The organism is Paenibacillus marinisediminis (assembly GCF_054343325.1).
The window spans coordinates 674,859-701,578 of the sequence record NZ_JBTGUH010000002.1 but is presented as its reverse complement, the minus strand read 5'-3'; the positions used below and the strand labels follow the sequence as shown (position 1 = coordinate 701,578).

Sequence of the window (26,720 nt, the reverse complement as noted above, 5' to 3'; positions counted from 1 at the left end):
GTAGAATATGTATAGGGACTAGCCTCTCTTAAGCATTAAACTTGAATAAGATCAAATTCAACAACTGTATCGATGTCGCAAGGAAGCTGAGCTGATGGGATATTGATGAACAAATAACCCTTGAAGGCTTCGCCGTTCCAAGGGGTCTGGATGTTTACTTCGGAGCCGTCTGCTAACATGCGCGGATTCCGTACGTGTCCCTCTAGGCCTTCTAGGGCAATAGGTCCAATTCCGCGATCTAATATATGCGCGTACAGCTTATTACCGTTCCGTGTATAGCGGCCCCATTCCGGCTTCGGTAATTCCGCAGCGCAGCAGCCATGTATACTATCTCCATTGCGGTGCATCCATTTGCCGACTTCGTCAAGGATCTCGAGCGATCGAAGCGGTATTTCTCCTTTAGCATCTGGACCTACGTTTAGCAGCAGGTTGCCATTTTTACTTACGCATTCTACAAGTCCACGAATGACTGTTTTCGGGTTCTTATACTGTTGATCGTAGGCATGATATCCCCAATGTTGATTTAACGTTATACATGCTTCCCAAGGAATCGGTTCACCTGCTTCGTTCACGATGCCTTTAGGCGGGAGTATCTGCTCTGGAGAAGCGAAGTCCCCTGCGTAAATCTCAGGCTCAACGGCATAAATGTTGCCGCCTAGACGATTGTCAATGATGACATTAGGCTGCAGTTCTCGAATCATTTGCACAAGCTGCGTAGCCTTCCATTTTTCACCCGTCATGTCGTTGTATGAGAAGTCAAACCATAAGATATCAATTGTACCGTAATTCGTAAGCAGTTCCTTAACTTGTTCATGCATATATTCCAGATAGCGATTAAAGTCCATCTCTTTATCTTTGAACGCTTCATTGGAACGCATAGGGTGCTGGCGATCGCCGTATGCCGGATAATCAGGATGATGCCAATCGATAATGGAATAATAAAAACCAATCTTTAGACCTTCTGCGCGGAAGGCGTCTACATATTCACGAATAAGATCACGACCTGCCGGGGTGTTTGTTGCCTTGTAATCAGTTAGTGCACTATCGAACAAACAGAAGCCATCGTGGTGCTTTGTTGTCATAACTGTATACTTCATGCCTGCAGCTTTAGCGGCCTTAGCCCATGCTCTTGGGTCGTAACGATCAGGGTTGAAGGTGTTGAAATAAGGCTCATAATCTTCGACGGTTAGTCTCTCTGTGCTGCGAACCCATTCACCGCGAGCGGGGATGGCATATAGCCCCCAATGGATAAACATGCCGAAGCGATCCTGCATAAACCATTGCATACGTTCTTGTTTGGACTTGATCAACTTAGATTCCTCCTCTGATGAATTGATATTGTTTGTTGCGATAGTAAAGAGCATATGGCTGATTCTCTGCAGCTATACATAAATCTCATGAAGGTAGGGCATAGGAAGCTGTTGATAAATAGAGGGTTTATACTAAAAGCCCTCAACGAAATGTTCGCTGAGGGCAAGGAATTGAGTCTATTCAATTCATTAGTTAAACTTAGGAAGCCAATCTCCGTGTGCTTCGATAAGATCGTCACACAAGCTTACGATATCGTCCAAGCTGAGCTCTGCTGATGTATGTGGATCAAGCATTGCGGCATGATAAATATGTTCACGCTTTTGCGTGATCGCAGCTTCAATCGTCAGCAGCTGTGTATTGATGTTGGTGCGGTTAAGCGCTGCCAGCTGAGGCGGGAGATTTCCCACATGGGTAGCATGGATACCGCTTCGATTAGCGAAGCAGGATACTTCTACGCATGCCTCCTGAGGCAAGTTCGTAATCAAGCCAGTATTCATCACATTGCCGCCGAACTGGTACGGTTCGTCTGTTTCGATCGCATGGAAGATGCGCGAAGCGTATTCGCCTGAGCGTTCGTGAGACAGTTCCACATCGTTGACGAGCGATTCACGCAGTTCTTTCCAATGTTGAATCTGATAGATGCATCGTCTAGGGTATTCATCCAATGGAATGTTAAGCTGATCGATCAGCTCAGGATATCGCTGCTTAATGAAGTAAGGGTGATATTCGGCATTGTGCTCAGATGACTCCGTGACATAGTAACCGAACTTGAACATAAGTTCATATCTCACCATGTCATGATGTTTAGTTTGCTGTTTCTCAAGAGCACGACGCTTGATCTCAGGATAGAGATCCACACCGTCTTTAGTGACTTCCAGCAGCCACGCCATATGATTAATTCCAGCAATCTTGGCTTTCACACCTGTCGAATCCATTCCTAAATGATAAAATAAATTAGGGACACAGGCTTGAACACTATGGCAAAGACCTACTGTTTGGACTCCTCCATATGTATTCATCACATTGGTCAGCACAGCCATCGGATTCGTGTAGTTTAGGAACAGCGCATCCGGGCATACCTCTCGAATGTCTTTCGCGAAATCCAGCATAACCGGTATAGTCCGCAAGTTGCGGAAAATACCGCCGATGCCGACTGTATCGGCAATGGTCTGACGAAGTCCGTATTTCTTCGGAATCTCAAAATCGGTGATCGTACATGGATCATATCCGCCAACCTGAATGGAGTTGACAACATATTTAGCGCCTCGCAACGCTTCTCTTCGATCTGTATAGCTCTTTACTTTGCATGTGCTGCCAACGGTTTTGCATATGTTGCTAATAATGATTTCAGAATCATGGAGACGTACAGGGTCGATATCATACAAAGCAAGCTCGAATCCTTGCAAAGATGGGGTTAACATGCAGTCACCTAGTATGTTCCTTGCGAATACGGTGCTGCCTGCTCCTAAAATCGTTATTTTACTCAACTGCTATCACCTCTTGATCGGGATTGGTTACACTCTCAATGTAAATCATTCACAGACAACTAGACATGCGAAAAATAATGAAGAATATGTGCTTTTGTAGTTTGCGCAAATCATAGATACAAAGTGAAAAAAAGATATTGGTATTATGATTAAATACGAGTTGTGTTCTAGATAATAATATGTTAGAATAACTTCTGTTGTGTTGAATACGGCGGTCCTCTACATACTGTGACGAGTAAGCCAAGATGCTGCTCTGAGATGTAAGAACGTCTGTGAGGAAGGAGGAGTCATAGATGAATATCGTACAAGCGATCACGCAAGAGCAACTCCGCAAGGATCTGCCTAGCTTCCGTCCTGGTGATACTTTGAAAGTACATGTTAAAGTTATCGAGGGTTCACGCGAGCGTGTCCAGTTGTTTGAAGGTGTTGTTATCAAGCGTCGTGGCGGCGGTATCAGTGAAACGTTTACTGTTCGCAAAATTTCCTACGGTGTAGGTGTTGAGCGTACATTCCCAATTCACTCGCCGAAAATCGAGAAAATCGAAGTGGCTCGCCGTGGTAAAGTGCGTCGTGCGAAGCTTTATTATCTTCGCAACCTACGCGGTAAAGCAGCGAGAATCAAAGAAATCCGCTAATGGAACATCGAGGGGGCTTGCATATCGCGCAAGCTCTCTTTTTGCTATATAGCCGAAAATACGTTACGCTAGTAGCATGAAATCGATATCCGATTCGCATCCTATGAAGAAGGCGGGGCCCGGTATGATATGGAGCAAGAGAATCAAGTAAAACAACCGAGTGCAGCTGAACCATCCGGTACTGTACCGCGTAAATCAAATGAGTTACTCGAATGGGTCAAAGCAATTGCAGTAGCAGTTGTACTGGTCGTCCTCGTACGCTGGCTGCTATTTGCACCATTTATCGTAGACGGACCATCAATGGAACCTAATTTTTGGACAGGTGAACGTCTGATCGTTAACAAAATCGTATACGATTTCCGTGATCCCCAACCCGGTGAGGTGGTTGTGTTCCACGTTCCGGAGCAAAACCGCGATTTAATTAAGCGTGTAATTGCGGTGCCTGGCGATACCATTGAGTACAAAGGCGATGACTTGTATGTTAATGGAAGCAAGGTGGAGGAGCCTTACATACAAGAAGCAATAGATGAGGCTCATAAGAACGGAACATTGTACAATGACCAGGATGGTCGCGATTTTCCAAACGAAATAATTACAGAAAATAAAGTACCAGAAGGTCACATTTTCGTGATGGGCGATCATCGCAACAATAGTACTGACAGCCGACTGCTCGGATTTATTCCGCTTGAAGACGTGATTGGTAGAGCGGATGTTATCTTCTGGCCGCTTAAAAATATACAATTCGTTAATCATGAATAGATGAAGTAGCGTCGCACAGCATAGAAGGAGGTGGATCGCGATGTCGATTCAATGGTTCCCGGGACACATGACAAGGGCACGCAGACAGATCCAGGAAAAGTTGAAGCTCATCGATGTAGCGATCGAGCTCTTGGATGCTCGACTGCCGATGTCAAGCCGAAACCCTATGATCTCCGAGATATTAGGGGATAAGCCTAGATTGATTATTATGAATAAAGCAGATCTTGCAGATCCAGAGATGACGAATCGCTGGATGCAAATCTTCCGCGCTGAAGGACATGCAGTTCTGCCTGTTGATGCTTCTACAGGCACGAATGTACAGCAGATTCCAGGCGAAGCTCGTAAGCTGCTGGAGGAGAAGATCGCTCGCCAGATCGCGAAAGGTATGAAGCCGCGAGCTATTCGAGCATTGATCGTTGGCATTCCGAATGTCGGTAAATCAACGTTGATCAATAAGCTTGCAGGGCGACAAGTTGCTGCTACCGGCGATAAGCCAGGTGTAACCAAAGGCCAGCAATGGATCCGTGTTGGACAGGAGATGGAGCTCCTGGACACACCTGGAATCTTGTGGCCTAAATTCGAAGATCAACTGGTAGGATACCGACTCGCGACAACTGGCGCGATTAAGGATCAACTGTTGAATGTCGAAGACATCGCATTTTATGCGATCAAGTATTTGACAAAGCATTATAGCGAGCGTTTGAAGGAACGTTTCGAGCTTGAAGAGCTGCCACAAGTAGACAGCGAGGATCCGAATGAAGTCGTCGCCGTGATGGAAGAGATCGGGCGTAAGCGCGGTTGTCTTGTCAGTGGAGGACGCGTGGATCTTGAGAAAGCATCAGGTATTATCCTGCGTGAGCTCCGTGCCGGCAAAATGGGTAGAGTTACGCTGGAAACACCGGAAGAATGCGGGGTTTCTTTAACTGAATCAAAATAATCGTACAGCCGTTTCACTGTTTGAGGTGGAGCGGCTTTTTGCTGAGCAATCGGATAAAAATTGCTGCATATCGGCAATAATTGGGGTAAGAGTTAAAAACTCTCGAATGTTACCGCGAAATAATATGAAACGTACAGTTACTGTCATACGTAGCAATGAAATATATAGTTAAAAGGAGCACAGTAACTACATGAATGGTCTACAGCAATTGTTACAGAGTAAAGGGATGAAACGATTTTTAGTCGTAGTTCTGCTTCTCGTATTTATTTATACATTTAGAGGCATGATGAACTTGCTGCTGATCTTCTACATTCTGACTTATTTAATGAATCAACTCCATAAGTTTTTGACTCGTAAGATGAAGATCAAGACCAAGGCTGGCAACTTAACAACTTTAATTCTTCAGTACGTAATATTCATTGCATTAATAGGGTTTGGTATATACAAGTTAATACCAAGTGTCATAACCGAGTTGAAGCCTTTAGTAGATCAGGTAGTTAAATTTTACGATAAGCCTCTGCCTGTTGTTGAGAATCAATTCTTACAGGACATTCTCGCATCAGTCCAGAGCATCAATTTCTCCGACTATGTGAATAAAGGGATGACATTTATGCTTTCGCTGTTGCAGAAAGTCAGCGCAGTAGGCATGAATATCATTATGGCTTTGATTCTCAGTTTATTCTTCCTGTTAGAGAAGGATAGAATCAAGCAGTTTATCGATAAATTTAGAACAAGTAAGTTGGCTTATTTCTATGAAGAGTTGTGCTACTTTGGCAATAAATTTACACATTCTTTCGGCAAAGTGCTGGAAGTGCAGGTAACGATCTCATTTCTGAACTGTATCATGTCGATATTTTTCCTGTGGTTGATGGGCTTCCCGAATTTGATCGCGCTTAGCCTCATGATCTTTGTACTCGGCTTAATTCCAGTAGCGGGCGTGTTCATCTCTCTCATTCCATTATGTGCGATTGGCTTCTCGATCGGCGGTTTTAAGGTTATCCTTTACGTGCTCATCATGATTGCTGCGCTACATTCATTTGAGACTTATCTGATGAATCCGAAGCTGATGTCAGCAAAAACGAAGCTTCCAATCTTCTTTACGTTCATCGTATTGCTGGTTTCCGAGCATTTTATCGGAGTGTGGGGATTAATTCTTGGCATCCCATTGTTTATCTTCTTGCTTGACTTGTTAGAAGTTAATTTTGCGGATAATTCCCTGGAGAAGGTCAAGGGTGCCCATTAACCGTAACGGTGAAGCTGTCTGACATACGAAGAACCCTTGTATATGCAAGGGTTCTTTATTTTATTTACTGCACATGATGGCAAGTGTGAAGAAATTGGAAGGATTTGCTTATTACATCACGAAAACGTATACATGAAGGCTATTGAAGCTATGGGGGTGTACATATGAACGAGAATCATAACTACTTTATTACAGGGTTTCCCGGTTTTATTGCAAGGTTAGTCATACAAGGACTGTTGAAATGCGGACGTCCAGTAGAGCATCTGTACGTGCTTGTTCTTCCGAATCTAGTGCAGAAAGCACAGGATGAAATTGCATCCATCGCTGCACAAGAGGGGGTATCGCTTGATTTATTTACTATTGTGCCAGGAGACATCACGAAGCAGGGACTAGGTATTGATTCCGTGCATCTTCCTAATATGAAAAAAAAGATCACGCATGTATTTCATCTAGCTGCCATATATGATCTGGCTGTGCCCTACGAAATGGCCTACCAAGTGAATGTGGTCGGTACTAGCAACGTCACGGAATGGGTGCGTGCATTGGTCGGCTTGCAGAGGTACGTATATTTTAGTACTGCTTATGTGTCTGGAAAACGTGAAGGACGAATTATGGAATCGGAGCTTCAGCATCATGCAGGCTTCAAAAATCATTATGAAAGCACAAAGTATGAGGCTGAGGTAATCGTGAAGCAAGCGATGAGCGATATTCCGACGACGATCATTCGCCCGGGAATCGTCAGAGGCGATTCGAAGACGGGCGAAACGATTAAGTTTGACGGACCTTATTTTATTCTGAATATGATAGATAAGCTGTCCTTTCTACCGTTCATACCTTATATGGGAAAAGGGGATGCACAAGGCAACTTTGTGCCGGTGGATTATATCGTTCCTGCAGTTCTTTATCTTGCTCATGAACAGGTAGGCGAAGGAAAGACTTATCATTTGGCAGACCCTAAGCCTTATCCGATGAGGGATGTATACCGAATGCTGATGCAGGAGTACTTGGGTAGAAAGCCCAAAGGAATGCTGCCGCTTGCAGCAGCCAAGCCATTCATGCAAATCGCTGTGATCAGAAAGTGGCTGAGAGTGGAGAAGGAAGGGCTGGATTACTTTAGCTGCATGGCCGAATATGATTGTTCACAAGCTGAGCGCGATCTGCAAGGAGCCGGTATAAAATGTCCTGATTTTCAGGAGACAATTGCACCTATGGTCGCCTATTACGGCAAGCACAAGAACGACAGCAGCAAGCAGTTAAACATTAAGTGATTTCGATGAAGCTGACGCTTTGTTGGTCATGTTGACGATTCTCGTTGAAGCAGGTACGATGGACAGGCATTCGAGTTCAGCAACGCGCAAGCTGCGTGCGTGAACTAACGAAAGGGGATACGGTCACATGAGCAATAAAGAAGTAATGGAACAGATCGATATGCTGGAATGGGAAACACGATATTGGGACCAGGGCTATGAATTTATTGCAGGTATAGATGAAGTAGGCAGAGGGTGCCTGTTTGGAGATGTAGTAGCTGCGGCAGTTATTATGCCTAAGAATGTTATCTTGGATGGAGTGAACGACTCCAAGAAGCTGACGGAGAAGAAGCGGGAGCTGCTGTATGAACAAATCATTAATGAAGCATTGGCGTGGTCAGTAGCGCGGGTAGATGCTGCAACCATTGACCGGATCAATATTAAGCAGGCGGCGCGCATGGCGATGAAGATGGCAGTTGAAGGCTTGACCATCTCACCTGAAGTATTGCTCGTTGATGCTGAGCGAATAGATCTGCCGCTGCCGCAGGAAGCATTGGTCAAAGGCGATGCAAGGAGCCAATCGATCGCTGCTGCCTCCATATTAGCCAAAGTAACACGAGATCGTCTGTGTGCCGGAGAATGGGAAGAGATGTATCCTGGTTACGGAATAGCTGTTCATAAAGGGTATGGGACTAAAGCGCATTATGCGAAGTTGGATGAGCATGGAGCGACAAATATGCATCGCAGAAGCTTTCTTAAGAAGTGGGAGGATCAGCAGAATACGTTGTTTTAGTATCAGAGCAAACTGGAGTATCTGGTTAAATTCTAATGTTGATAGGCGGAAAATGCTCTATGTATTTAGTTGATCCCAGTTTCTGCCGATAAAGAAGTTAGACTTGTTGTGGAATCGGGGGACGAACATGAATATTACAAGCATGGTACGCGGCATGATGGGGGATGCGAAGCCCGGTGAAACACGCGTGCTGGAATTAAAGACCGGGCAGCAGGTACGCGGAATCGTGCAAAGTGTGTCGGAAAATGGTAAAGAAGCAGTCGTTCAAATCAACGGTGTCGCAGTGCATGCCGTATTAGAAACACCATTGCAGCAAGGGCAAGCGACTTGGATGGTAGTTGAAGGGCAACAGGAAGACGGCATGATTATGTTGAAGCCGTCGGATGGACCTAATGCGCAGCCGCTGCCAACTCTAGCTGATGCATTGAAGCAGGCAGGCTTGCCGGATGAGCCATGGGCGCGAACGCTTGTATTAGAGCTGCAGAAGAATGGGATTCCGTTAACGCGCGACACCATGGAGCGTCTAGGTAAAGCGATGCAGCAGAAGCCGCCGGGAGTGTCATTGGAACAATGGATGCAGGCGGTTGCGGTTGCTGTGAAGCGTCAGCTGCCGTTAACAGCAGCTGGTATAAGCGGCCTGCAGCAAGCGATGTTCGGCAAGCCGTTGAATGAGCTGCTGACAGCGTTCCTGAAGGCAGGCGATACACTGCAAGGCGGAAGCATAGCGAACACAGCGTGGAGTGGCGTGCTGAAGGAATCGCAGGCACTGGTGCGCACGCTGCTCGCGCTTATGCCATCCGCAGGCGGCACTGCGGAAGGAAGCGGAGCCGGTACGGGCACGGCGAGTGCAGGTGCTGGGGCAGGTGGGCTGTCGCAGGGCGGGCAGGCTATGCCAGGCGGTAGCACGGCTAATGCGCAGGCACAGGGCGGCGCAGCGGGTGGAAGCGGAGCAGCTGCGGGCGCGGCGAATGCGGGGCAAGGCAGTGTGCCAAGCACGGGAGCTGGAGCTGCCGGAGGTGCTGGGGCAAGTGTGTTGTCGCCGGGCGGGCAGGCTATGCCAGACGGAGGCACGGCTAATGCGCACGCACAGGGCGGCGCAGCGGGTGGAAGCGGAGCTGCTGCGGGCGCGGCGAGTGCGGGGCAAGGCAGCGCGCCAAGCGCGGGAGCAGGCGCTGCTGGCGGCGCGGCCAATGCGGCGCCTGCTCAGCCGAGCGCTGGTGCGCAGGCGCCGCCGGTAAGCGGCGGAGCAGCGAGTGTGCAGCCGCAGCAGGCAGCGAGCGCGCATGACGCAGGTGCGCCTGCGCCGAGCGCGCCAGCGACGCATGCAGGCGGCATGATCGGCCGCCTGCTGACGCTGCTCGGCGTATCGCACGAGCACGGCGTGCAGCGCGCGCTGCTGCAGGGCAGCGCCGCGGCGCCGCCAGCGCAAGCGGCAGCGACCGCGCGGCTTGCCTGGGACGGTTCCATTAACACGTCCCAGGCACAACAAGCGCAAGCTGCGCCGCAAGGGGGCGCGCTTGCGCAGGAGTCGCTGAAGAGCGCGCTGCTTCAGCTCCTCCAGAGCGATAGCTTGCCTCCGGCAATACGCGAGTCCGCTCAATCGATCGTGCAGCAGATAACGGGGCAACAGCTCCTGCTGGCAAGCGATCGATCGCAGCCGTTTGCACATGTCACATTGTTTGTGCCCTTTGTAACGCCTGACGGGCAGCAGACGGCTGCAGTGCATGTGCAAGCGCGACAAGGACGCAAAGGCGAGCTCGACGCCGGCAACTGCAGGCTGTGGTTTGATCTCGAGCTGAAGTCTCTAGGTCGGACGCTCGTTGATGTGAATGTCGTTGAGAAGCTGGTTGCTCTCAATATTCATCATCCCGATGAGGACATTCAAGATAAATTGCGTCTATTCCGCGGTGAGATTGAAGCGGGGCTGGAACGAATCGGATATCAGATGTCAGCTTACCGCCTGCTTGATCTGCCGAAGAAGGAAGAATGCTTCGAACAAGCGGAGCGCATTATGAAAGATTACACGTCCGAGAGCTACAAGGGGGTAGATCTTCGCATATGAAGAACAACAACTCCAATAAACGCGCCAAAGCAGTAGCCCTCTCCTATAAACCGGGAGAGACTGATGCTCCAGTCATTGTCGCTAAAGGACAGGGACTTCTCGCGGAACAGATCGTAGAAAAGGCAAAGGATCATGGTGTGCCCATCCAAGAGGACGCTTCACTCGTTGAAGTATTGTCTAAGCTCGACATTGATCAGCAAATCCCCGGTGAGCTGTATGAACTAGTTGCAGAGGTACTCACCTTTATATATAGGTCGGATCAACGTGCGGCAGCGGGCTGGTATGATTATGAATGATCACAAGGATAGTGGAATGCATAGGTCTGCACACTCTATGATCAAATCTACTGGCAAGGAGAAAGTGACAAGAGGGAGAGAAGCGGAACAATTGGCCGTGCTGCATCTTCTTGGTATCGGCTTGACACTGGTTGCGAGGAATTGGCGCTGTCGCGGAGGAGAGATCGATGTGATCATGCGAGATGGCGACGAGTGGGTATTCGTCGAGGTCCGAAGCAGACTGGAGTCTACTCGTTATGGTACAGCCAAAGAAGCCATTCATTCCAGAAAGCAGCAGCGTGTTCGTCAACTGGCTGAGAGGTATGCGACTTTAAATGGATTATATGATGCTAGATTGCGCTGCGATGCGGTTGCAGTCACCTTTCATTCCGATGGCAGAGCGCCAGTGGTGGAACATTTTCGAGCTGCCTTTTAATCGAGATAATTGGAGTGCAACTTAGATCGGAACAGTAAGAATATCACCATCATCGCATTTACTTCGTACAGCAAACCGCTGAGCAAAGGGAATTATCTGATTACATTTCGAGAATAGAAGGGTGATTCGATGGATAAGCATCTGTTCTTAATTGGGGGGGGACCTCCGTTTCCTGCACATTCGGCCAAACGTTTTACTGAGTTGCTGTCAGATCCGAAAGCTCCAGTAGCTATCTTAATAGTGGGAAAAGAAGGCTGGGAGCAGTATATTCCTAGATACACTCAGGCATTAATCGATTGTGGAGTAGAGGAGTTTCGATTACTGCCGCTACCTTCAACTTCAGTTGAACAGGCTGTGGAGTGCATAAACAACTGCTCGGGAATTATGATTGGGGGCGGGAATACGAATCTGTATGCAGATTACATTGTAGAAACGGCTATTTCCGACTCAATTAAGCAAAAGTATGAGGCAGGCATTCCAGTCGCAGGATTTTCCGCAGGTGCGTTAATCAGCCCGGCTACATGTGTCATTTCTCCTAAGGATAATGAACAGCATGAATTTCAGCATCGAAAAGGAATAGGTCTGATTAACGATGTAGTCATTGCTGTACACTTTTCAGAGTGGGAAGAGGAAGGACATTTGAGACAAGCAGCTAGCCGATTCAGCGACCATACCAATTATGGAATCGATGAGAATACTTGTGCTTATTTTGTTAATGGACAGCTTAAAGATACGGACGGCAATGGCGTATTCAGTATAGAGAATGATAGATTATCGAAAATAAATTAAACAGTTATGGTTGCTTAAGCTAACGTATTGTGCGAGATTTGAGGAAGCTGAGGCAAATAAAAGCGGTGTATACCCTGTTCGTCAGGATAAACACCGCTATATTTTTATTCTGTCCCGTATATTAGATCTCTATTGATCAATGTATCATTGATTCGTCTCCGAAAATTTACTCGCCCTCTATACTTTTATTAATCGAGCCCTTCCAAGAATCGTTGTAGAATCACCGTCGGTTCACAGTTTGCGCTTCGCGCTTGCCCCAATCCAAACTGCGATAGCGGATCGCTTCTACCGTATGCTCGGTCGTGATGCGTTCACTGCCTTCGAGGTCGGCGATTGTACGGGCCAGCTTCAGGATGCGATCATGAGCGCGAAGGCTTAGACCGAGCTTCTCATAGACATCGTTCAGCATGGCGGATGCTTCATCTGTCATCTGACAGAAGCGATGCAGCCATCTACCTCTCAGCTCACTGTTGAAGCGAATGGGAAGATTGCGATAGCGAATATGCTGACGTTCATGCGCTTCCATCACGGCTTGCCTCATCTCGGATGAAGAGAGCGTCTGTTTATGCCAGTCCTGCAGCGGTGCCCTAGGCACGGTTACTTGAACATCGATGCGATCCAGCAATGGTCCTGACAGCTTGCTGCGATATTGATTGAGGCGTGCGGGCGTACAGGTACAGGTCTGCTGATTGAACCCGTCATAACCACAGGGGCACGGATTTAACGAACAAGCCAGCATGAAGTGCGCTGGGAAACGGTATACCGCACGGGCTCTGCCGATCGTCACGCTATGCTCCTCCAGCGGCTGGCGAAGCACCTCCAGCGCTTGGCGCGGGAACTCGGGCAGCTCGTCGAGGAACAGCACGCCGCGATGCGCCAGGCTGACTTCGCCAGGCTTCGGTATGGGGCCTCCGCCGATCAAGCCGGCGGATGAAATAGAATGATGCGGCGAGCGGAAAGGTCGCTCGCGCATCAGCCCAGAGCTTGGCTGCGTCCATTTTCCAGATACGCTGTACAGCTTCGAAACCTCCAGCGCTTCATCATCTGTCAGCGGCGGCATTATCGTCGGCAAACGGCGAATGAGCATGGTCTTGCCGGTACCAGGAGGGCCGGACAACAGAACATTATGCATCCCTGCCGCTGTAACGATCAGCGCGCGCTTGACATGCCATTGCCCGCGAACGTCGGCGTAATCCTCACGTCCTTCTTGGGCATGTTCGTGCGCGTTTGCGAATTCGGAGCTGTACATCGATCCTCGCTCGAATCGAACGGGCATCGATGTATCCCAGCTTCTGAGCTCATCAAGTCTCGTCAGGGGATATATATCAACATCGTTGACTAACGAGGCTTCGTCCACGTTAGCCGCGGGCACCAGCGCCCTACGAATTCCGTGCCGCTTGGCCTCATCGATCAACGCAAGCACGCCGTGAATAGGGCGTGTTGTACCGTCCAGAGCTAGCTCGCCAATGATGAGCATGTCTTCGAATGGTTCGGGCCGCAGCTGTCCGCTGGTGACGAGCAGCGCCACCGCTACGCCCAGATCAAAGGTCGACCCCGCCTTCTTCACATCAGCGGGAGCGAGATTGATCGTGATCCGTTCAAGCGGGAATATCCAGCCATTGTTGCGAACCGCGCTTCTTACCCGATCTATCGACTCGCGAACTGCCGCATCTGGCAGCCCTACCAGATGGACTTGAGGCAAACCGCGAGAAATGTCGATCTCTATAGCTATCATTTTACCTTCAACACCAATGACAGCGGCACTTTTGATCACTCCGTACATAACAAAAAACACCTCTCCCTATTCATATTCCGCAACAGCTTCCTGAAATTGTGTCAGTTTGCGGAGATTCATAGGAAAGGTGCTTCCTTATCCCGAAAAAATCACTATAATAGTATTATATGGAATTATATGCTGCGGCGTCAATGCCTTTAATGGAAATCATTCTCATATAGAGATGATATCTATATCAAATAAATGTACATTCTTGTCAAATTAGGGGAGCCCAGCACATATGAAACATGGTACAATGTGATCGAACTAGTTTAAATTTGAAATTGTGAACAGCTAAAACTGTCAACAGTGAAGTACATTCACGAATGAAAGCGGAAGCGTTTACTTTCTGTGTGCGCGACGCAAATTCTCTTTTGGTATGAGACGTGGGAAGCTCATCATCGATTACACCTAACATCACGTCAATTGAGCCTTACAAGCATTGAATCGGATAGGGGGATGCACAATGAATATCCACGAATATCAAGGCAAGCAGGTATTGAAACAATATGGCGTAGTTGTGCCTAATGGCAAGGTGGCATTTACAGCTGAAGAAGCTGTTGCTGCTGCGCAGGAATTGGGATCCAAGGTAGTCGTTGTGAAGGCGCAAATTCATGCGGGCGGCCGCGGTAAAGCGGGCGGCGTAAAGATTGCGAAGAGCATTGACGAAGTGCGTGCTTATGCACAAGAACTGCTCGGCAAGGTACTGGTCACGCATCAGACAGGTCCTGAAGGCAAAGAAGTGAAGCGTCTCTTGATCGAGCAAGGCTGTGACATCAAGAAAGAGTACTATGTAGGCGTTGTCGTAGACCGCGCTACTGGCCGCGTCGTTATGATGGCATCCGAAGAAGGCGGCATGGAAATTGAAGAAGTCGCTGCTCATTCACCAGAGAAGATTATTAAAGAAGTAGTAGATCCTGCAATCGGTCTGCAAGCGTTCCAAGCTCGCAAGCTAGCTTATGCAATTCATATCCCTGCGGAGTTGGTAAACAAGGCAGTTAAATTTATGATGGCACTCTATCAAGCCTTCGTTGACAAAGATTGTTCTATTGCTGAGATCAATCCGCTTGTCGTAACGGGCGATGGTCAGGTGATGGCGCTTGATGCGAAGCTGAACTTCGACTCCAACGCTCTCTATCGTCATGCTGATATTCTAGAGCTTCGCGATCTGGACGAAGAAGATGAGAAAGAAATTGAAGCTTCGAAATTTGACTTGAGCTATATCGCGTTGGATGGCAGCATCGGCTGTATGGTAAATGGTGCCGGCTTGGCGATGGCTACGATGGATATTATTAAATACTATGGCGGCGAACCGGCTAACTTCCTTGATGTTGGCGGCGGCGCGACGAAAGAGAAGGTTACGGAAGCCTTCAAGATCATACTATCCGATCCGAACGTCAAAGGGATATTCGTAAACATCTTTGGCGGTATTATGCGCTGTGACGTCATCGCTGACGGTGTCGTTGAAGCAGCCAAGCAGATTGAGCTTGACCGACCGCTGGTCGTTCGGTTGGAAGGCACGAACGTTGCTCTTGGCAAGCGCATCCTGAACGAATCCGGCCTGAACATCGTGGCAGCCGATTCCATGGCGGATGGCGCGCAGAAGATTGTCGCATTGGTTCAATAATCTGGCGGAAGAAAGGATGGTAGCGCGATGAGTATTTTAATCGATAAGAATACAAAGGTCATTACTCAAAATATGACAGGCAAAACAGGTATGTTTCATACCCTCGGCGGACTTGAATATGGAACGCAGATGGTTGCGGGTGTAACACCTGGCAAAGGCGGTACCGATGTAGAATTCAATTTGGAGAACGGTACTGTCGTAACGCTGCCTGTTTATGATACAGTAGCAGAAGCGAAGCGTGAGACAGGCGCGACAGCTAGTGTTATTTATGTGCCGCCAGCGTTCGCTGCGGATTCCATTATGGAAGCTGTAGACGCTGATCTGGATCTTGTTATCTGTATTACAGAAGGTATCCCTGTATTGGATATGGTGAAAGTTAAGCGCTATATGGAAGGCAAGCGTACCGTACTTATAGGTCCTAACTGCCCTGGCGTAATCACACCAGGAGAGTGCAAGATCGGTATCATGCCGGGATATATTCATACTCCTGGACACGTGGGTGTCGTGTCTCGAAGCGGAACGTTGACGTACGAAGCGGTTCATCAATTAACTTCTCGCGGAATTGGTCAATCGACGGCTGTCGGTATCGGCGGAGACCCTGTAAAAGGTATGGAGTTCATCGACGTATTAAGCCGTTTCAACGATGATCCAGATACATATGCGGTCATCATGATTGGTGAGATCGGCGGAACTGCGGAAGAAGAGGCTGCTGAGTGGGTAAAAGCCAACATGAAGAAGCCCGTAGTAGGCTTCATCGGCGGTGCTACAGCTCCTCCTGGAAAGCGTATGGGCCATGCCGGTGCAATCATCTCAGGAGGCAAAGGAACTGCAGCTGAGAAGAAAGCAAAGCTCGAGGAATGCGGCATTCAAGTGGCGCCAACTCCTTCCGAGATGGGCTCTACACTTGTTAAAGTGCTGGAAGAGCGAGGACTTCTCGAAAAGTGTATTACTCATCAACATGCATAATGTCTAAGGTAAGCAACCTTATGGCGCGAAGCGCTAATAAGGTTGCTTTTTTTTGTTCTCCAATCGAAAGATCGTGAAAGCTCTTGCAATATTGAGCTCTCTCAAGCACAATAAGGAAAGCGGTTAAACGCTTTCCTTCATTATAATATGAAGGAGTGTACTGTAATGAAATTATGGAGCAGTCGTGATGTGCTATTCGGTTTGCATGAATTACAAGGGATTGGATGGAAGTCGATCCGTGCTATTGAAGAGTTGATTGGCTGGGAAGAGTTGCCGGGCTGGGTTGGCCGCAGTGTCGATGATTGGCTTGATTTGGGATTTAGACCTTCGGCAGCGGCTATACTTTCTAAGGGATTAACGAACGAGCATATACATATGAAGATGGATCAGACGTATAAAGCAGGCATAAATTGGATTACGATATTAGATGAAAGTTATCCACCTCTGCTTAAAGAGACCTCTGAGCCGCCTTGGGTATTGTATGGCATTGGAGACTGGTCCGTATTGGATCATCGCGCTAAACAAGCAGTTGCAATGGTTGGGACTCGGCATGCTACAGTATACGGGAAGAAGGTTGCTTTCCGTCTCGCTGCTGACCTCGCGGCAATGGGAATTACTGTCGTAAGCGGTTTGGCGAGAGGAATTGACGCTGCATCCCATGAGGGGGCATTATCCACAGGTGCTACCATTGCTGTATTAGGCAGCGCGATTACATCGCTCTACCCGCCAGAGCATATAGACTTGGCGCATCGAATAGCAGCGAGCGGGTTGCTGATCACGGAATATCCGATTGGCACGATGCCGCGAGCAGGCTTGTTCCCTAGACGCAATCGTATTATTGCTGGATTGACGTTGGCTACGGTCGTAGTAGAGGCTCCGTTGAACAGTGGGGCTATGCTGACTGCGGATATTGCATTAAATATGTCCCGTGACGTGCTAGCGGTGCCTGGACCGATCACTTCTCCGAAATCCGACGGTACATTTAAGCTGCTGAAAGAAGGTTCCAAGCCGGTTGCGACAGTACAAGATATAATAGAAGAAATATCATGTCAGTTGACAATTCTCCCATCGGCAGATAATAATGGAACGGTCACGTTATATAGAAGCAGTGCTGCAGAGGGTGAATTATCTGAGCAAGAAATGCTTGTAATGGATCGTTTAGAAGGACAACGAGCGACATTTGATGAATTGTTATTCAGCACAGCTCTTCCATTTGCACAATTGCATTCTATTTTGTTATCCTTACAATTAAAAAAGAGAATCCATGAACACGCAGGTGGCGTTTATGGTTCGATATGGACATAAGAGTTGTTGGAGAGGAGGATGTGCCTATGGCAGATTCACTAGTTATCGTGGAATCACCTGCCAAAGCCAAGACAATTGGCAAGTATTTAGGCAGCAAATATATTGTTAAAGCATCGATGGGTCATGTGCGCGACCTACCTAAGAGTCAGACTGGGGTTGAGGTGGATAATAACTTTAATCCGAAGTACATTACGATTCGAGGAAAAGGTTCGGTAATTAAGGAACTAAAGGATGCAAGCAAGAAAGTCAAAAAAGTTTATCTCGCAGCTGACCCCGATCGCGAAGGGGAAGCCATTGCATGGCATCTTGCACATGTACTGGACCTAAAGGAAACAGATGCATGCCGCGTCGTCTTCAATGAAATTACGAAGCAAGCGGTGAAGGATGCGTTTAAGACCCCGCGTCCGATTAATATGGATCTCGTGCATGCACAGCAAGCGAGACGTATCCTTGACCGTTTGGTAGGCTACAAGATCAGCCCTCTTCTCTGGAAGAAAGTGAAGAAAGGCTTGTCAGCCGGTCGTGTTCAATCGGTATCTGTCAAGCTCATAATCGACAGGGAGAATGAGATCGACGCATTTATTCCAGAAGAGTACTGGACGGTTACGGCAATTCTAGAAAGCGGAAAGTCTATGCTTGAAGCGAAGTTCCATCAGCTGAAAGGTGAGAAGAAAGAGCTCTCATCAGAAGATGATGTGAAGGTGATTCTGAAGGCAATCGGAGAGAATCCATTTATCGTAAAAGAGGTAAAGGAAAAAGAACGGTTACGCCACCCTTCGCCGCCATTTACGACGAGTTCACTGCAGCAGGAAGCAGCGCGCAAGCTGAACTTCCGAGCGTCGAAGACGATGTCTGTCGCTCAACAGCTGTATGAAGGCGTTGAGCTTGGTAAAGAAGGAACAGTCGGTCTTATCACCTATATGCGTACCGATTCAACACGCATATCGCCAACTGCGCAGGAAGAAGCAGGCGGCTATATCATAGACAAATACGGTAAAGAGTATATGCCGGAAACTCCACGTCAATATGTGAAGAAGTCCGCTAACGCTCAGGATGCGCATGAGGCGGTTCGCCCGACGTCAATTCTGAGAGATCCAGAAGCGATGAAGCCATTCCTGTCTCGCGACCAACTGCGTCTGTATAAGCTGATCTGGGAACGATTTGTATCCAGTCAGATGACTTCAGCCGTTATGGATACGATGACGATCGATATTGGTGCTGGCGAAGCTGGTTTCAGAGCTACAGGCTCCAAGGTACGCTTCCCTGGATTCATGAAGGTATATGTGGAAGGCAATGATGATGGAACCGTAGAAACGGATAAGCTTCTGCCTCCGATGTCTGTCGGAGATAAGCTGAAGAAGCAAGCAATAGAGCCAAAGCAGCATTTTACACAGCCTCCACCGCGTTATACGGAAGCCCGTCTTGTAAAGACACTGGAGGAGCTCGGAATTGGCCGTCCGAGCACTTACGCGCCTACGCTGGAAACGATTCAGAAACGCGGCTATGTTGCGATTGAAGAGAAGAAGTTTGTGCCTACGGAGCTTGGGGAATTGGTCAATCAACTGATGGAAGAGTTCTTCCCAGAGATTCTGGATGCTGAATTCACAGCTCACATGGAAGAGGATCTGGACCATGTTGAAGAAGGTCAGCAGGACTGGGATAAGGTACTAGCTAACTTCTACGAATCATTTGAGAAGCGGTTGGTAGTTGCGGAAGAAGAAATGAAGGAAATCGAAATCGAAGACGAAGTGTCCGATGAGATCTGTGAGAAATGCGGCAAGCACCTTGTATATAAGATGGGACGCTTCGGCAAGTTCCTAGCCTGCTCCGGATTCCCGGATTGCCGCAATACGCGGCCAATCGTTAAAGATACTGGCGTTTGTTGTCCAAAGTGCAAAGAAGGCAAGCTTGTGGAACGACGCAGTAAGAAAGGCCGTGTATTTTACGGCTGTGATCAGTATCCGACTTGCGACTTTGTCATGTGGGATAAGCCTTCAGCAACTCCGTGTCCATCCTGCAGCAGCTTGATGGTCGAGAAGCGCTCGAAGCAAGGGATTAAGCAGCAATGTACGCAGTGCGAACATTCGGAGACGTTGCAAGAAGCTGACGACGAAGAATAGCTTATAAAGACGACCTGTGAAGGTCGTCTTTACTTGCTTGAATACAGTTTGTACGCAGAGGATATGGAAAGAATAACTGAAATACACTGGGTTAGCAGTATAGGAGGAAACAACAATGGATAAGCAGAGAGTGACCGTTATCGGCGCTGGATTAGCTGGCAGTGAAGCCGCATGGCAGATTGCCCGTCAAGGTGTGCCGGTAACTTTATATGAAATGCGACCGGTACGTCAGACACCCGCGCACCATACGGATCAATTTGCAGAGCTCGTATGCAGCAACAGCTTGCGTGCTAACGGCCTTGCCAATGCGGTGGGCGTGATGAAGGAAGAGATGCGCATGCTGGATTCATTAATCATGTATGCTGCTGACAAGCACGCAGTGCCTGCTGGTGGGGCACTTGCCGTGGATCGCGACGGTTTCTCGGCAGAGATCACAGAGAAGCTTAAGCAGCATCCATTGGTCGAAGTGCGCAATGAAGAAATGGAGTCGATTCCAACTGACGGCATTACAGTTATTGCAACCGGGCCGCTAACATCTCCTTCGTTGTCTAACGAAATTAAGGCATTGATGGGAGAGGAATACTTCTACTTTTATGATGCAGCCGCTCCGATCGTCGATAAAGACAGCATCGACATGGAGAAGGTGTATCTTGCTTCCCGATATGATAAGGGAGAGGCAGCCTATCTTAACTGCCCGATGACAGAAGAAGAATTCAACGCTTTCTATGAGGCGATAACGACTGCTGAAGTTGCGGCGTTGAAGGAATTCGAGAAGGAGATCTACTTTGAAGGCTGTATGCCGATCGAAGTTATGATGAAGCGGGGCAAGCAGACCGCATTGTTTGGCCCGATGAAGCCTGTAGGCTTGCCGGATCCGCGTACGGGCAGGACTCCTTATGCAGTTATTCAGCTTCGCCAAGATAATGCCGCCGGAACGTTGTACAACATTGTTGGTTTCCAAACACATCTGAAGTGGGGAGAGCAGAAACGCGTATTTCAGATGATTCCAGGCCTTGAGAATGCGGAATTCGTCCGTTATGGTGTCATGCACCGCAACACGTTTATCAATTCACCTAAGCTTCTTAAGCCGACTTATCAGATGCAAGAGCGGGACAACTTGTTCTTTGCTGGACAAATGACAGGTGTAGAGGGCTATGTCGAATCTGCAGCTTCCGGACTTATCGCAGGCTTTAATGCGGCGCGTCTTGCACTATTGAAGCCTTGCATTACGTTCCCGCACGAGTGTACACTCGGCAGTATGGCTAACTATATTACCACTGCGGATCCTAAGCATTTTCAACCGATGAATGCCAACTTTGGTCTATTGCCTGCGCTCGAGCAGCGAATTCGCAACAAGCGTGAGAAGAACGATCAGCTTGCGAATCGTGCGATCGATACGTTGAGGAGCTTTGCTGAACAGCTAACAACAGAACAATAGGTTAATAGGAGATGCCATCATGATGCCTTCTCTGGATTAATCCATTCTGAAGACGACAGATGAGGTACCAGCCTCATACTGTCGTTTTGTTATACACTGCAGTGTGAAGAGTTTGTGAACTGGTTGCAGATATAAGGTATCCTGCATAGTGAAATGGGGACGATTCGGAGCGCTTTTGCTTGTTGGATGTTCTTTCATTTATAATAGGTGTTAGCAATATTGGTGATTCAACATAAATATAATAAGAAATGAAGTATAACTGATGATTTACAATTATTTTTCAAGGGCAGGTGTTTAGAAGTATGGAAATGCAGTTTCATGCGACAACCATATGCGCTGTGCGACACAACGGCAAGGGTGCCATTGCGGGTGATGGACAGATAACCTTCGGAAATAGCATGGTCATGAAGCAGCATGCGCGTAAAGTGAGACGCCTGTATCGAGGTCAGGTCGTAGCCGGCTTTGCGGGATCAGTTGCTGATGCCATCACATTATTTGAGAAGTTTGAGAGTAAGTTGGAAGAACATCATGGCAATCTGCAGCGCGCTGCTGTCGAATTAGCTAAGGATTGGCGCCAAGATCGTGTCTTGCGTAAGCTGGAGGCGCTCATGATTGTAATGGATTCCCAACACATGCTGCTGATCTCAGGAAATGGAGAAATTATTGAACCTGATGACGATATTCTGGCAATTGGTTCTGGAGGATCATTTGCCTTATCTGCTGCGAGAGCGCTGAAGCGACATGCGACAGACATGACAGCCAAGGAAATGGCATCAGCATCACTTCAGGTTGCTAGCGAGATATGCGTGTACACGAATGGCAATATCATCGTTGAAGAGTGCTGACTGCACAAGTGAATGGAGGGACTTGAAATGAGCGAGCAAGCTTGGACACCCCGACAGATCGTCGGTGAGTTAGATAAATACATTGTAGGTCAGAAGCAAGCGAAGAAGTCGGTCGCGATCGCCCTGCGGAATCGATATCGCCGCAGTAAGCTGGATGAAACGCTTCAAGATGAAATTGTTCCAAAGAACATACTAATGATCGGACCAACAGGTGTAGGTAAGACGGAAATAGCAAGACGATTAGCGAAGCTGGTAAAAGCTCCTTTCGTAAAGGTAGAAGCAACGAAGTTCACTGAAGTAGGATATGTTGGTCGAGATGTAGAATCTATGGTCAGAGACCTGATCGAGACCGCGATCCGCATGGTTAAGCTTGAGCGTACGGAGAGTGTGAAGGATAAAGCGGAAGAACTGGCTAACGAACGTCTTGTGGAACTGCTCGTCCCTGCTCCAGCAAGTCAGAAACAGCAGCGCAATCCGTTTGAGATGCTATTCGGACAGGGTAACGCTAATACAGAAGAACCGGAGCCTAAAGAAGACTCCAACATTAAAGAGAAACGGCGCATTGTTCGAATGAATCTGGCTGCTGGTCATCTCGAGCAGGATATGGTCGAGATTGAAGTGGAGGAATCCGCTCCGAACATGCTGGATATGCTGGCTGGACCAGGCAATGAACAGATGGGTATGAACATGCAGGAGATGCTTGGCAGCCTGTTGCCTAAACGTACGAAGCGCCGCAAGTTAAGCGTGAAGGATGCGCGTGTTGTTTTGACTCAAGAAGAAGCTTCCAAGCTGATTGATATGGATGAGGTTATACAAGAGTCCGTACGTAGAGCTGAGCAATCCGGCATTATCTTTATCGATGAGATCGATAAGGTAGCTTCGAGCGGCAGAGGCTCAGGACCAGATGTGTCTCGAGAAGGGGTACAGCGCGATATTCTGCCGATCGTTGAAGGCTCAACGATTATGACCAAATATGGACCAATCAAGACTGACTATATCTTGTTCATGGCTGCGGGAGCATTTCATATTGCGAAGCCTTCTGATCTTATACCGGAGCTTCAGGGACGGTTCCCGATTCGGGTTGAGCTGACCAGTCTGTCAGTAGGGGATTTCGTATCCATTCTAACTGAACCGAAAAATGCACTGACAAAACAATATATTGATTTATTGAAAACAGAAGGCATAGAGTTGTCATTCTCCGATGACGCAATTCAGGAAATTGCTCGCATCGCGTATTCCGTAAATCAGAATATGGAAAATATAGGTGCACGCAGACTGCATACTATCATGGAAAAGCTGCTAGAAGATATTTCCTTTGAAGCGCCGGAATTAACCTTGGCAGAATTTGAGATTACACCTGAGTACGTGCGTGAGAAGTTGGCAAGTATCTCACAGGATCGTGATCTAAGCCAGTACATCCTATAATAGCAACGATTTTTGGTATTTCATATGTAAACAGTTCACTACTGAAAGTATAATAATATAAGAATATATGTGCATATGCTCATATATTAGTTCATAATTTCCACGAAGCCCAATTCTTTCATCTGAAAGATAGGGCTTTTTGTCTATTGTTTTCGTTCACAATTTCTAAGATGATTAAGTTGAAATATAACATAGATCTTGTCTAATTATGTTGAATGTACATGATTTATGTTGAAAATGCTAATCTTTTAGTGGCGAAGCCACATACTACAACTCGTTTCTTGTTGATTTTAGCTTTTTTTGTCGAGTAGAAGAAGGAATGTGCAGGATTATGTAGAATTAGTATATTTTATAAGATCTGTTGAAAGTGAGGGGAAAACGTGGACTTGTTAGGCAGTACAAGTTTCAAGCAATTAGAAAGTGCCATTCAAGCTTCTTCAGCACGACATCAAGTCATCACGAACAACATCGCGAATGTTGAAACACCTTATTTCAAGCGTTCTGATGTAGAATTTGAGTCGCTGCTGCGAAATGAAATGAATGAAAGCACTTTAAAGGGCACTAGGACGGATTCACGTCATTTTTATATCGGTCCAAGTCAGTCCATTCCTGAATATCGCATCGTGCAAGACGAATCGACAGTGATGGGGAATAACCAGAATAATGTCGATATCGATGTGGAAGCGGCGAAACAAGCTGAGAACCAGCTTCGCTACAATACATACATCCAACAAGCAAACCACCACATCAATATGATGCGTACAGCGATTGATTCTAGGAGGTAGCGAAAGTAAATGAATATCAGCAACAGTTTTCAGATCAACGCGTCTGGCCTTACTGCGCAACGTCTTCGAATGGATGTCATATCCTCAAATATTGCCAATGCGGAAGCTACTCGGTCCCAAGTAATCAACGGCCAAGCGGTTCCATACCGTAGAAAAGTAGTCGTAATGGCTCCAGCACAACCTTCCTTCCAGCAACAGCTTCAAGCGGCAACGAATGGAGGGTCATCCCCAAAAGGTGTAAAAGTAGCTCAAATCAAAGAAGATGATTCAGAATTCAAACTTGTATATCAGCCATCGCATCCTGATGCGAATGCACAGGGCTATGTTTCCATGCCTAATGTCGACATGGCTAAAGAAATGATTGATATGGTTGGAGCTACTCGCGCTTATGAAGCGAACGTGACTGCATTGAATGCGTCGAAATCCATGATCATGAAAGCATTGGAAATCGGAAGAGGTTAGTAAGCTGAACCACATAATAGCTAACAAGTCATAAAGTAAGTGAAATGAGGGACAAGCATGATACACAATACGATGTTGGTTGCACAACCAACGCAAACTTCTACAACTGCTTCAGTGAAAAGCCCGAGTCAGACACCAGCCGAAGTAACAAAGGCTTTTAGTTCCCATCTCCAAGATGCGCTCCAGCAAGTTGACACTCAAGAGCAACAAGTAAATGCAATGACCGAACAATTCATGCGAGGTGAAGTGGACGTAGATCAACTCATGATCGCCTCCCAGCGTGCGCTCCTGAATTTACAACTAACAGTAACTATTCGCAACAAGGTCGTCGAAGCGTATCAAGAAATTATGCGCATGCAAATGTAACGACTTGACGTCTTACATCGTTTTCGTGGGGTGAAGAGGAGTGAATGAAAAAATGGCCCAGTACAGAGAGAAAGCAACTCAGTACTGGAATCAGTACAGCAAGAAGCAGAAAGCAATGATGATTGCTACTCTTGCGGCTGTAGTATTAATCATCGGAATTGTAACTTTCCAGTTATCTAAGACCGAATATACGCTGGCGTTTCGTGATCTTAATTCGAACGACGCAGCAGGAATAATTGAGTATCTGAACACAAACGGAATAGACTATCAGCTAAGTGCTGACGGCAGCGCAATATCCGTTCCGACTTCCGACGCTTCCAAAGTGAAGGTGGATGTAGGCGCTCAAGGACTTGTCAAGAATGGCTCTATCGGCTTCGATTCCTTCGGAGAAGAAGGGTTGATGAGCGGTATGACAGACAATGTGTTCGACGTTAGATACAAGGACGCCTTAAACGGTGAAATTGAAAGACTTCTCCGTGAGATGGATGGCGTCAAGGACGCACAGGTGTTAGTCAACCTGCCCAAAGAAACGGTGTTCGCGGTTGAATCACAGCCGCAGGCAAGCGCTTCTGTAATACTCAAGTTCGAACCAGGATTTAATCCGAGCCAACAGGTAGTGGACGGATACTTCAATCTTATTAGTTCTGCAGTCCCAAATCTGCCGATCGAGCAGATTACGTTAACCAGCTCTGAAGGGCCGCTGTACGCAACTGGCAGCGCAGGCTCCAGTACAGGAGCTCTCTCTGGCCAAGTTGAAGAGCAACTAGCAATTCAACGCCGCTATGAGCGTGACTTAGCTGAGAAAGTAAGAAGCTTTATGGCCAGTGCAACCGGAATTGAGCTCGATAAGGTTAACGTGCTTGTCTCCGCTAATCTTAACTTCGATAAAGTGAACAAGGAAGAAAACCTCGTTCAGCCTGTTGATACTGAAAATATGAAAGGTATCGAAATTAGCGTACAAGAGCTTCAGGAATCCTTCTCAGGTTCAGGCGCTAATCAAGGCGGAGTCGCTGGAACGGGAACAGAGGATGTTACCAATTATCCAGGTGCTTCCGGTTCAGGCGATACGAATTCCGAGAAATCTCAACGTACTGTCAACTATGAAGTCAATCGAATCAAAAATACGATTGAAGCTAGTCCATATGCATTGCAAGATCTTACGATACATACGGCTATTGAATCCGAAAGTTTAACTGATGACAATGTCAATGCACTGGAGAAAGTTCTACAGTCAATCGTGTCAGCACAATTGAAAACATTCGGAACTAATATAACAGACGCCGAATTGGAATCAAAAGTTTCTGTCATTTCTCAAAATGGGACTAACGTCGGAACTCCGGGTAAGACTTCAATCCCTACTTGGGTTTGGTATGGTGCTGGAGCCCTTGCTTTACTGTTAATCGGCGGTGGAGTAGCATTCGCTGCAGCTCGCAGCCGCAAACGTAAGCAAGAAGAGTTTGAGGACGAAGACATGCCGTTCATACCAACGCGAACAGAACTTCCTTCTATAGATTTGGATTATGCAACGAATGAGAATCAAGTGCGCAAGCAGCTGGAGACGCTTGCGAAGAAGAAACCAGAAGAGTTTGTTAGTCTTCTACGCACTTGGTTAGCAGATGAATCGAGGTGAGCA

The 26,720-nt window shown here is 47.4% G+C and carries 24 protein-coding genes; 21 read left to right on the top strand and 3 right to left on the bottom strand.

Annotation, left to right across the window (positions count from 1 at the left end; all coding sequences use genetic code 11):
* Window positions 1-35: 35 nt before the first annotated feature.
* Window positions 36-1,364 (bottom strand): alpha-L-fucosidase, encoded by a 1,329-nt coding sequence (locus tag ACXX53_RS08965; protein ID WP_458568282.1) that lies wholly within the window; start codon window positions 1,362-1,364, stop codon window positions 36-38.
* A 135-nt stretch (window positions 1,365-1,499) separates the two neighbouring features.
* On the bottom strand, window positions 1,500-2,798 hold the full coding sequence (gene melA / locus ACXX53_RS08960; RefSeq protein ID WP_458568281.1) for an alpha-galactosidase: 1,299 nt from the start codon (window positions 2,796-2,798) through the stop codon (window positions 1,500-1,502).
* A 293-nt stretch (window positions 2,799-3,091) separates the two neighbouring features.
* On the opposite strand from melA, the gene rplS reads away from it, so the two are divergent.
* The 10 genes from rplS (at window position 3,092) to ACXX53_RS08910 (ending at window position 11,974) form a co-directional block, all read left to right on the top strand.
* A complete protein-coding gene (rplS, locus tag ACXX53_RS08955; RefSeq protein WP_458568280.1) occupies window positions 3,092-3,433 on the top strand; it encodes a 50S ribosomal protein L19 in 342 nt (113 codons plus the stop codon).
* Between the two features lie 129 nt (window positions 3,434-3,562).
* Complete coding sequence (gene lepB / locus ACXX53_RS08950) at window positions 3,563-4,192, top strand: signal peptidase I (protein ID WP_458568279.1); 630 nt, start codon at window positions 3,563-3,565, stop codon at window positions 4,190-4,192.
* A 40-nt stretch (window positions 4,193-4,232) separates the two neighbouring features.
* A complete protein-coding gene (gene ylqF / locus ACXX53_RS08945; RefSeq protein ID WP_458568278.1) occupies window positions 4,233-5,129 on the top strand; it encodes a ribosome biogenesis GTPase YlqF in 897 nt (298 codons plus the stop codon).
* Window positions 5,130-5,319: 190 nt separating this feature from the next.
* Window positions 5,320-6,372, top strand: coding sequence for an AI-2E family transporter (locus tag ACXX53_RS08940; protein ID WP_458568277.1), 1,053 nt, complete (start codon window positions 5,320-5,322; stop codon window positions 6,370-6,372).
* Window positions 6,373-6,536: 164 nt separating this feature from the next.
* A complete protein-coding gene (locus ACXX53_RS08935) occupies window positions 6,537-7,640 on the top strand; it encodes an SDR family oxidoreductase (RefSeq protein ID WP_458568276.1) in 1,104 nt (367 codons plus the stop codon).
* A gap of 127 nt (window positions 7,641-7,767) precedes the next feature.
* The gene (locus ACXX53_RS08930; protein WP_458568275.1) at window positions 7,768-8,412 is read left to right on the top strand and encodes a ribonuclease HII; all 645 of its coding nucleotides are present in this window, start codon (window positions 7,768-7,770) and stop codon (window positions 8,410-8,412) included.
* A 127-nt stretch (window positions 8,413-8,539) separates the two neighbouring features.
* A complete protein-coding gene (locus ACXX53_RS08925; protein WP_458568274.1) occupies window positions 8,540-10,474 on the top strand; it encodes a DNA ligase in 1,935 nt (644 codons plus the stop codon).
* The gene (locus tag ACXX53_RS08920; RefSeq protein ID WP_458568273.1) at window positions 10,471-10,770 is read left to right on the top strand and encodes an EscU/YscU/HrcU family type III secretion system export apparatus switch protein; all 300 of its coding nucleotides are present in this window, start codon (window positions 10,471-10,473) and stop codon (window positions 10,768-10,770) included. The genes ACXX53_RS08925 and ACXX53_RS08920 overlap by 4 nt, the downstream gene beginning before the upstream one ends.
* Window positions 10,771-10,807: 37 nt before the next feature.
* A complete protein-coding gene (locus ACXX53_RS08915) occupies window positions 10,808-11,185 on the top strand; it encodes a YraN family protein (RefSeq protein WP_458568272.1) in 378 nt (125 codons plus the stop codon).
* Between the two features lie 129 nt (window positions 11,186-11,314).
* Window positions 11,315-11,974: a Type 1 glutamine amidotransferase-like domain-containing protein gene (locus tag ACXX53_RS08910; RefSeq protein WP_458568271.1), complete on the top strand. Its 660-nt coding sequence runs from the start codon at window positions 11,315-11,317 to the stop codon at window positions 11,972-11,974.
* Between the two features lie 220 nt (window positions 11,975-12,194).
* Here ACXX53_RS08910 and ACXX53_RS08905 read toward each other — a convergent pair whose 3' ends face one another.
* Window positions 12,195-13,757 (bottom strand): YifB family Mg chelatase-like AAA ATPase, encoded by a 1,563-nt coding sequence (locus tag ACXX53_RS08905; RefSeq protein WP_458568270.1) that lies wholly within the window; start codon window positions 13,755-13,757, stop codon window positions 12,195-12,197.
* 457 nt (window positions 13,758-14,214) lie between these two features.
* Between ACXX53_RS08905 and sucC the strand changes: the two genes are divergently transcribed.
* The 11 genes from sucC to fliF all read left to right on the top strand — a co-directional run bounded on the left by sucC (window position 14,215) and on the right by fliF (window position 26,717).
* Window positions 14,215-15,375, top strand: a complete 1,161-nt coding sequence (gene sucC / locus ACXX53_RS08900; RefSeq protein ID WP_458568269.1) for an ADP-forming succinate--CoA ligase subunit beta — start codon at window positions 14,215-14,217, stop codon at window positions 15,373-15,375.
* Between the two features lie 27 nt (window positions 15,376-15,402).
* On the top strand, window positions 15,403-16,341 hold the full coding sequence (gene sucD / locus ACXX53_RS08895) for a succinate--CoA ligase subunit alpha (protein ID WP_458568268.1): 939 nt from the start codon (window positions 15,403-15,405) through the stop codon (window positions 16,339-16,341).
* Window positions 16,342-16,506: 165 nt separating this feature from the next.
* On the top strand, window positions 16,507-17,646 hold the full coding sequence (gene dprA / locus ACXX53_RS08890) for a DNA-processing protein DprA (RefSeq protein WP_458568267.1): 1,140 nt from the start codon (window positions 16,507-16,509) through the stop codon (window positions 17,644-17,646).
* Between the two features lie 26 nt (window positions 17,647-17,672).
* Entirely contained in the window at window positions 17,673-19,766 is a 2,094-nt protein-coding gene (gene topA / locus ACXX53_RS08885) for a type I DNA topoisomerase (protein ID WP_458568266.1), read from the top strand.
* A gap of 115 nt (window positions 19,767-19,881) precedes the next feature.
* A complete protein-coding gene (gene trmFO / locus ACXX53_RS08880; protein ID WP_458568265.1) occupies window positions 19,882-21,204 on the top strand; it encodes an FADH(2)-oxidizing methylenetetrahydrofolate--tRNA-(uracil(54)-C(5))-methyltransferase TrmFO in 1,323 nt (440 codons plus the stop codon).
* A 302-nt stretch (window positions 21,205-21,506) separates the two neighbouring features.
* Complete coding sequence (hslV, locus tag ACXX53_RS08875; protein ID WP_458568264.1) at window positions 21,507-22,049, top strand: ATP-dependent protease subunit HslV; 543 nt, start codon at window positions 21,507-21,509, stop codon at window positions 22,047-22,049.
* Between the two features lie 27 nt (window positions 22,050-22,076).
* Complete coding sequence (gene hslU, locus ACXX53_RS08870; protein ID WP_458568263.1) at window positions 22,077-23,474, top strand: ATP-dependent protease ATPase subunit HslU; 1,398 nt, start codon at window positions 22,077-22,079, stop codon at window positions 23,472-23,474.
* A 380-nt stretch (window positions 23,475-23,854) separates the two neighbouring features.
* Window positions 23,855-24,259, top strand: a complete 405-nt coding sequence (flgB, locus tag ACXX53_RS08865) for a flagellar basal body rod protein FlgB (protein ID WP_458568262.1) — start codon at window positions 23,855-23,857, stop codon at window positions 24,257-24,259.
* A 9-nt stretch (window positions 24,260-24,268) separates the two neighbouring features.
* A complete protein-coding gene (gene flgC / locus ACXX53_RS08860; RefSeq protein WP_458568261.1) occupies window positions 24,269-24,721 on the top strand; it encodes a flagellar basal body rod protein FlgC in 453 nt (150 codons plus the stop codon).
* Between the two features lie 57 nt (window positions 24,722-24,778).
* Window positions 24,779-25,087: a flagellar hook-basal body complex protein FliE gene (gene fliE, locus ACXX53_RS08855; protein WP_458568260.1), complete on the top strand. Its 309-nt coding sequence runs from the start codon at window positions 24,779-24,781 to the stop codon at window positions 25,085-25,087.
* A gap of 40 nt (window positions 25,088-25,127) precedes the next feature.
* Complete coding sequence (fliF, locus tag ACXX53_RS08850) at window positions 25,128-26,717, top strand: flagellar basal-body MS-ring/collar protein FliF (RefSeq protein WP_458568259.1); 1,590 nt, start codon at window positions 25,128-25,130, stop codon at window positions 26,715-26,717.
* Window positions 26,718-26,720 lie beyond the last annotated feature (3 nt).